Below are 7,110 nucleotides of genomic sequence, written 5' to 3' on the forward strand. Positions count from 1 at the left end.
CATGCAAGCATTGCTGCGCAGCGCGGGCGCCTGGCCCTACCTGATGGCCATTTTCCTCAATGCGTTTGTGGATCTAGGGCACAAGATCATTATCCAGAACACGATTTTCAAAAGCTACGACGGTACGCAACAGGTAGTGCTGACGGCGCTGGTGAATGGCCTGATTCTGCTGCCGTTCATTCTGCTGTTCAGCCCTGCGGGCCATCTTTCCGACCGAATCCCCCGCGTCAGCGTGTTGCGCGTCTCGGCCTGGGCGGCCGTGGCGGTGTCGCTCGGTATCACGGCGGCTTACTACCAGGGCTGGTTCTGGCTGGCGTTTGCCATGACGCTGCTGCTGGCCATTCAGTCGGCCTTCTACTCCCCTGCCAAGTACGGGTTGGTGAAAGGGCTGTTTGGCAAGCCACGTTTGGCCGAGGCCAATGGGCTGGTGCAAGCTGTCACCATCGCCGCGATACTGGCAGGCACCGTGGCCTTTACCGCGCTGTTCGAATACTGGGTGCCTGCGGGCGGCGGCTCCCCTGCCGAACTGCTGCGCCACATTGCCCCGTTGGGTTGGCTGCTGGTCCTCAACAGCGTCCTGCAGGTGGTCGCTCTGTACCGCTTGCCGCTGGACCCACCGCGCCCCGCGCCTACCCCCTTGACCTGGGCGCGCTACCGCAGCGGCACCGCCCTCAGGGAAAACCTGCGACTGATTGCCCAACAGCCCGTACTGCGGTTGTCGATCATCGGCCTGGCCACGTTCTGGTCGGTGGGCCAGGTGCTGCTGGCCGCCTTTCCGTCCTATGCCAAGGATGCGCTTTCCATCGATAACACGCTGGTGCTGCAAGCCATCCTGGCCGCCAGCGGGATCGGGATTGCGCTGGGGTCGCTGCTGGCCAGCTCACTGTCCCGCAACCGCATCGAAACCGGGCTGATTCCGGTGGGAGCCGTTGGGGTCGCCATCGGCCTGTGGTGCCTTCCCCTGTTCACGACGCCCGCCAGCCAGGCGTTGAACTTCGTGTTCATCGGCACCATGGGCGGGCTGTTCATCGTGCCGCTGAACGCACTGATTCAGTTCCATGCGGCCGACCACCAGTTGGGCACCGTGATGGCCGCCAATAACTGGATCCAGAACCTGGCCATGCTGGGCTTTCTGGCGCTTACCGCGCTGTTCGCTCTGGCAGGGGTCGATAGCCACTATCTGCTGCTGTTGATTGCCAGCGTTGCCATGGCGGGCGGCGCTTACACTATCTTGAAGCTGCCGCAGAGCCTGGTGCGCTTCGTATTGGGGTTTCTACTCACCCGCCGCTACCGAGTAGAAGTGCATGGCCTGGAGAACCTGCCTGCCCAGGGGGGCGTGCTGCTGCTGGGCAACCATATCAGTTGGATCGACTGGGCCATGGTGCAGATCGCCAGCCCACGCCCCGTGCGCTTCGTGATGCTGCGCTCCATTTATCAACGCTGGTACCTGCGCTGGTTTTTCAAGGCCCTGGGCTGCATCCCCATCGAACGCGGCGAGCAGGCCGACATTGCGCTGGACAAAGTGGCCAACATGCTCAATGCAGGCGAGGTCGTGTGCCTGTTTCCAGAGGGTGCCATCAGCTATAACGGCCAACTGGGCGAGCTGCGCCGAGGCTACCAGCGCGCCTGCCAGCAGGCCGACCCGAGTGTGTGCATCGTGCCCTTCTATCTGCGCGGGCTGTGGGGCAGTCAGTTCTCCCGCTCCTCCAGCAAGCTGAAGGAGCTGCGCAACGCGCCGCTGCACCGCGCCGTGGTGGTCGCCTTTGGCAAGCCGCTGCCGAAAGACACCTCCGCCGATGTGATCAAGCGGCGCATTTTCGAACAGGCCACCCACTCCTGGCTGCACGCCATGGATACCTTGCCCAGCCTGCCCTGCGCCTGGATCAAAAGCGTCAAACGCCGCCCCAGCGCGCCTGCCGTGGCAGATACGTTGGGTAGCGCATTGAGTGCCGGCCAGGCGCTCACGGGCAGCCTGTTGATCGCCAAGCGTCTGATGCGCCACAGTGCCCAGGAGCCCGTCGTCGGGGTGTTGCTGCCCACCAGCTCGGCGGGGGTATTGGCCAATATGGCGACGCTGTTGGCGGGTAAAACGCTGGTCAACCTGAACTATACGGCCAGCCAGGAAGCCCTGGCCTTTGCACTTCAGCAGGCAGAGGTACGCACGCTGCTCACCTCCCGGCGGTTTGTCACCAGGCTGGAGCAGCGCGGCCTCGACATCACACCGCTGTTGGCCAGCCTTCGCGTTCTTTACCTGGAAGACTGCAGGCCAGCATGACGCGCCGGGAGCGGCTGATGACCTGGCTAGCCGTTCGCTGCCTCCCCGGTTGGCTGCTGCAAACGCTCTTCTGCCGCGCGCAGGATGCCCGCGCCACGGCGGCCATCCTGTTCTCCAGCGGCAGCGAAGGAATGCCCAAGGGCGTCATGCTCAGCCACCGCAACCTGATGGCCAATATCAAGCAAACCTCCAACGTACTGAACACCCAACACGACGATGTGGTGATGGCCTCGCTGCCGACATTTCATGCGTTTGGGTTCACGGTGACTCAGCTGCTGCCACTGGTGGAAGGGCTGCCCCTGGTCTGCCACGCCGACCCGACCGACGTATCCGGGGTTGCCAAGACCGTCAGCCAGCACCAGGCCACCGTCATGTTCAGCACCTCCAGCCTGCTGCGGCTGTTCAACCGTCATCCCAAAGTGCAAGCCGAGCAGTTGCACAGCCTACGCATCGTGGTCGCCGGTGCCGAGAAGCTGGATGAGCGCGTACGAGAAGGCTTCATGGCCAAGTTCGGCAAGCCCATTTATGAAGGTTACGGGGCCACCGAAACCGCTCCGGTGGTCTCGGTCAACTTGCCCGACACGCTGGGCTCCCGTTCGCAGCCGCTGCAAAAGGGGCATCAGCCGGGCACGGTGGGCATGCCGCTGCCGGGCACCAGCGTGAAAGTGGTCGACCCGGAAAGCCTGGATGAACTGCCCACCGGGCAAGCCGGTATGGTGATCGTCAGTGGCCCTCAGGTCATGCAAGGCTACCTTAATGACCCCGAACGCACTGCCTCGGCACTCAAGACACTGGATGGGCAACGGTGGTACATCACGGGCGATAAAGGATACATGGACGAAGACGGCTTCTTGACCCTCATCGACCGCTACACGCGCTTTGCCAAGAAAGCCGACTTCGCGGGCGCCAAGCGGTTGGCAGAGCAGCAGCTCAGGGAGCCTTGATACTCAGTAGCGCGGCCGACAGAGGGCAAACGGCAAGGACTTTCACAGGCACGGACACAGACACAGACACAGGCAAATGCGCCCCTAGTCGGGGGCGCTGTTGCCTCCGGTTTCTGCGCTGCCTTCGCTGCTGGCGTCTCCGCGGTTGTCGCTGCTGCCTTCGCCGGGCCCGCGGGGGTGCGTTCATGGGTTTCCTGGCGGGCGCTCGACGTGGTTCCCGAGCGCTGGCCGTGGCCCTTGGCAACGTCGTGGTGGCTAATGACCATGACCTCGCGGGGCCACCATTCGGGGTGCTCATCGCGGATGTAGGCCATGAGCTGCTCGCGGATGTTCATTTCGGCGGTCCAGCCCGATAGCGGGTCCGAGGTCATCAGGTAGCAGGTGACGGTCTGCGCATGTGCCGTTTGCCCTGTGACGTAGCACAGCAGCTTGTGGTGCTCGACTACGGACTCTTCGGCCTCGGCAAATTCGATAAACTTTTCACGAATTTTGGAGATGTCGGCACTCAAATGCAGCGTCAGTTCCAGAAAGCGATACATCTTGGCACTTTTGACCGACAGGTTCTCGAAGGGCTTCGAGATGGAGTAGGTCACCGGTACGATCAAGCGACGCTCATCCCAGGAGCGCAGGCGGATGAAGGTATAGAAGATACCCTCTACGTAGCACCACTGGCCCTCGAAGATCACCAGGTCACCGATGCGCACCGGCTTGGCCAGCGAAAGCTGAAAAGAGGAGAGAATGTTGCCCAGCACCGCCTGGCCCGCAATGCCCACCAGCACGGCCAGCACGCTGGCCGAGGCCAACAGCGAAAGGCCCAGGGATTCGAACAGCTTGATCTGCCCCAGCACGTACACCGATACCGACACCACCGTGACCAGGATGATGCCGCGCCGCAAGGCGTACAGGCTGGTCAGCAGACGGCGCTTGTCGCGGGGTTTGGTATCGTCGATTTCCCCCACCAGGCGACGCGTCATGCGCAGCATGATGGTATCCACCAGGCGTAGCGCGATGGTGCCCCCGCCCCAGGCCATCACGGCAATCAGCAATACCCGGAAGGTGGTAGTGGCCACGGCGGAAAACGACACCACGTAATCCAGCAGTGCCTGAGTGAACAGCGCCATCACAATCAGCGCAACGGGCACCCCGATCTGGTCAGCGAAGATGGTCGACACGCCGGAGGGCAACAGGCGCGCCACGAGCCTCACGGCATAGTAGGCCACGACGCCCACTCCGCTCACCGTCAGCAGAAACAGCGGAATGGCCAGCCACTCCCAGACCTTCAGCATGCCGAACGAGGTCTTGAACCGCTCGGGGATATACTGCTCGACTACCGAAGGCCCGTACTCTTCGTACAGCTCGGGAATCGCTGACACGCTTTCCGGCATCACCAGCCACACGGGGTCTTCGTCGGGGATGCGGTAACGGCCCAGGCGCACATCGTACGCATCGCCATTGATCTGCAACGAGGCCAGCTCGATATTACGTCGGGGTTGGCCGGTCATCGGGTTCTGGCCGGACGGGTCTTCAATGGCCGCATCCTGGCGCCCGGACAAGTTGGAGGCGTTGAGCCACTCGCCGCGCCGCAATACTTCGGCCAGCTGCTCGGCCAGTTCGGCCCCCCGGCCGGGCTGCTCACCCGAGTCGATATCCGCCAGGTTGAGCAGATGCGCGGCGGCCGCGTAGTCCCCCTCCTCGGTGAGCGTCAGGAAGCTGCGAATCGCCTCCCTGGGCGTTAGCCGCTTGACCTCTTCCGGCGCTTCGCCCAGCCCGGCATTCAGCGTGTCTGCGGTGAACCAGCGCTCATCTTCGCTCTCGTCGCCCTGGCTCTGCGCCAGGCCCATGTGCGAGAAACATAGCGCTACCAGCAGTACTAGCCAGTATCGCCATCCGTGTATTTTCGTCATTCTCGCCTCTATCCGTGCTTATGGTTGGACCAAGTACAGACCACGATAGCCCGTGAGGCAAGTCACGCCCCGGCGGGCGGTCACGGTGCCAACCCTCCCAGGCGCTGCAACGCCTCATCATAAAGCCCCGTCAGCAGTAGCGCCCCTTGGGCATTTACCCGGAACTGACCATAGCGCGCCGCTTCGTAGCGCTCGGCATGTCCCTCCTGAAAGAAGAAGGCGTCGGTGGCAAAGCGCACCTGCCCATGGCGCAGGCGAAACGCCAAGCGGCGCTCGTCACTGGCCAAGGGTGAGCCATCGTCCAGGCGCTGAAAACGAGCGACCTGCGCATCGTCCAGACGCACCACGACCTCGCCATTCAGGGCATCAGGAAGGGCCTGGGAGTGATCTTCGTAAAGCGCCTGCCGCAACCGCTGGGCCAGCGCAAAGTCGAGCGCCATGTAATCGCCCTGCATCAAGGAACGCGGGTCCACCGGTGCCAGCGCCAGGTAGACGATTTCGCCTTCGGCCAGGTGGCGCTCCTTCTGCCAGATGGCAGCATTGACGGTCGCCAGCACCAGCAGCGTGGAGAGCATCAGCGCCCAGCGGAAGCGACTGGCACGAGCACGGCGCTCCAGCGGTCTGGAGTCAGCCTTGAGCGCGCGCCTCGCCAGCAGTCCACGCGCCCCCAACACCGCTATTCCCAGCAATAGCAGCAGCCCGGATTTGGCCAGTAGCGACAGGTCCAGCCAGTAGTAATAGTGCCCCAGTGCCACCAGCCACAGCACCACGCCTGCGCCCAACACCAGCCGCTGGCCCAGGGCGTATCCGAGCAACAGCAGCGCCAGCCCGGCGCTCAGCCCCGGCACGTAGAAGGCCACCCCAGCCGTGACCAACGCGGCGGCATAGGCAAGCCTGCGTGAAGCGGGGGGCACGGCACACGCGTTGAGCGCACGATGTACCACCCACAGCAGGGCGCCCCCTGCCAGCAGGGTCGTGACACCGCGCACCAGCCCTGGCCAACGGGACGCCGTACCCAACAAGCTATCCAGCCCGCTGGGCGCCAGGGCGTATAGCAGGCCTTGCACGACCATCAGCCCCATCAGCAAGCCCAACCCCCAGGCGTGCATCGACTCTTGGTGGCCACGCCCACACGAATACCCATGCCAAACGCTGACCACCGCCAACAGGATCAGGCCGCTGGCGGCAGCTCCCATACCGTGGAGTGCCAGGGCCATATACAGCGCTATGCAGGCCAGCAACGTGGCCACGAAACGGTGCAACGCGCTGGGCATCACCACGGCCAGGCCGACCTGCAGCATCCACAGCAGCCAGACGCTCTTCCAGGTACCGTTCCAGGCACTGTTCCAACCACCCTCCGAGCCAGCTCCCCAACTACTCGCCAGCAATGCCCACGCCACCAGAAACTGCCCTGTGAGGCTGAAGACCAGCGCCAGATGCGTCATCACGTCGTGCGAGCGCATTTTCCGTAGCACGCTAAAGCCAAGCCCAAGGCAGCCAAGCCCCATCATCAGCGTCAGGGGGCCGCTGTCGATGACGGCCACCAGCACCGTTGCCACGAACCCCAACAAACACAGCGCGGCCAGCCACCCGGCCACGGCCTGTAAACCTCTCAGCAGCCATGGCAGCGGGCCTTCTCCCGCCATGCGCTTCAACCAGGCCACGCTCAACATGCCCATCGCGGTGACGGCAATGGCCATCATCAGCAGGCCAATCGCGTAGCCGTCACTCGACAGCCAATAACGTGCCATCAGCCACAGGACCAGCACCATCACCGACAGGCACCCTCCCGCCAGCATGAACAACTCCAGGCGAAGGTAGCGATATACCCCATACAGCAGCGCAAGCCAGGCGCCATAAACGGCTACAGGCAGAAAAGCATGGGTCAACGCGCCCGACAGCCCGTGCATCATCAGCAGGGTCACCGGCACCCCGCTGCCCAACGCCAGCACGCGCAGCGCCCAGCCCGCTGGCCAGCCCCGCCGCT

Annotated in this window: 4 protein-coding genes; 2 read left to right on the forward strand and 2 right to left on the reverse strand. The window is 63.6% G+C overall.

All coding sequences use genetic code 11. The features are described 5' to 3' along the window. Nucleotide 1: 1 nt before the first annotated feature. Both B7L71_RS10610 and B7L71_RS17705 read left to right on the forward strand, forming a co-directional pair. Nucleotides 2–2,275, forward strand: coding sequence for an MFS transporter (locus B7L71_RS10610; RefSeq protein WP_249273232.1), 2,274 nt, complete (start codon nucleotides 2–4; stop codon nucleotides 2,273–2,275). A gap of 17 nt (nucleotides 2,276–2,292) precedes the next feature. Then, on the forward strand, nucleotides 2,293–3,219 hold the full coding sequence (locus tag B7L71_RS17705) for an AMP-binding protein (RefSeq protein WP_249273233.1): 927 nt from the start codon (nucleotides 2,293–2,295) through the stop codon (nucleotides 3,217–3,219). Here B7L71_RS17705 and B7L71_RS10615 read toward each other — a convergent pair. Continuing rightward, on the reverse strand, nucleotides 3,144–5,123 hold the full coding sequence (locus B7L71_RS10615; RefSeq protein WP_081137828.1) for a mechanosensitive ion channel family protein: 1,980 nt from the start codon (nucleotides 5,121–5,123) through the stop codon (nucleotides 3,144–3,146). The genes B7L71_RS17705 and B7L71_RS10615 overlap by 76 nt on opposite strands. 80 nt (nucleotides 5,124–5,203) lie before the next feature. Further along, nucleotides 5,204–7,110, reverse strand: a 1,907-nt coding sequence (locus B7L71_RS10620; protein ID WP_081137830.1) for a GDYXXLXY domain-containing protein, incomplete at its 5' end; no start/stop codon positions are given.

It is taken from the genome of Halomonas sp. BC2, assembly GCF_002078115.1.
Taxonomy (GTDB): domain Bacteria; phylum Pseudomonadota; class Gammaproteobacteria; order Pseudomonadales; family Halomonadaceae; genus Vreelandella; species Vreelandella stevensii.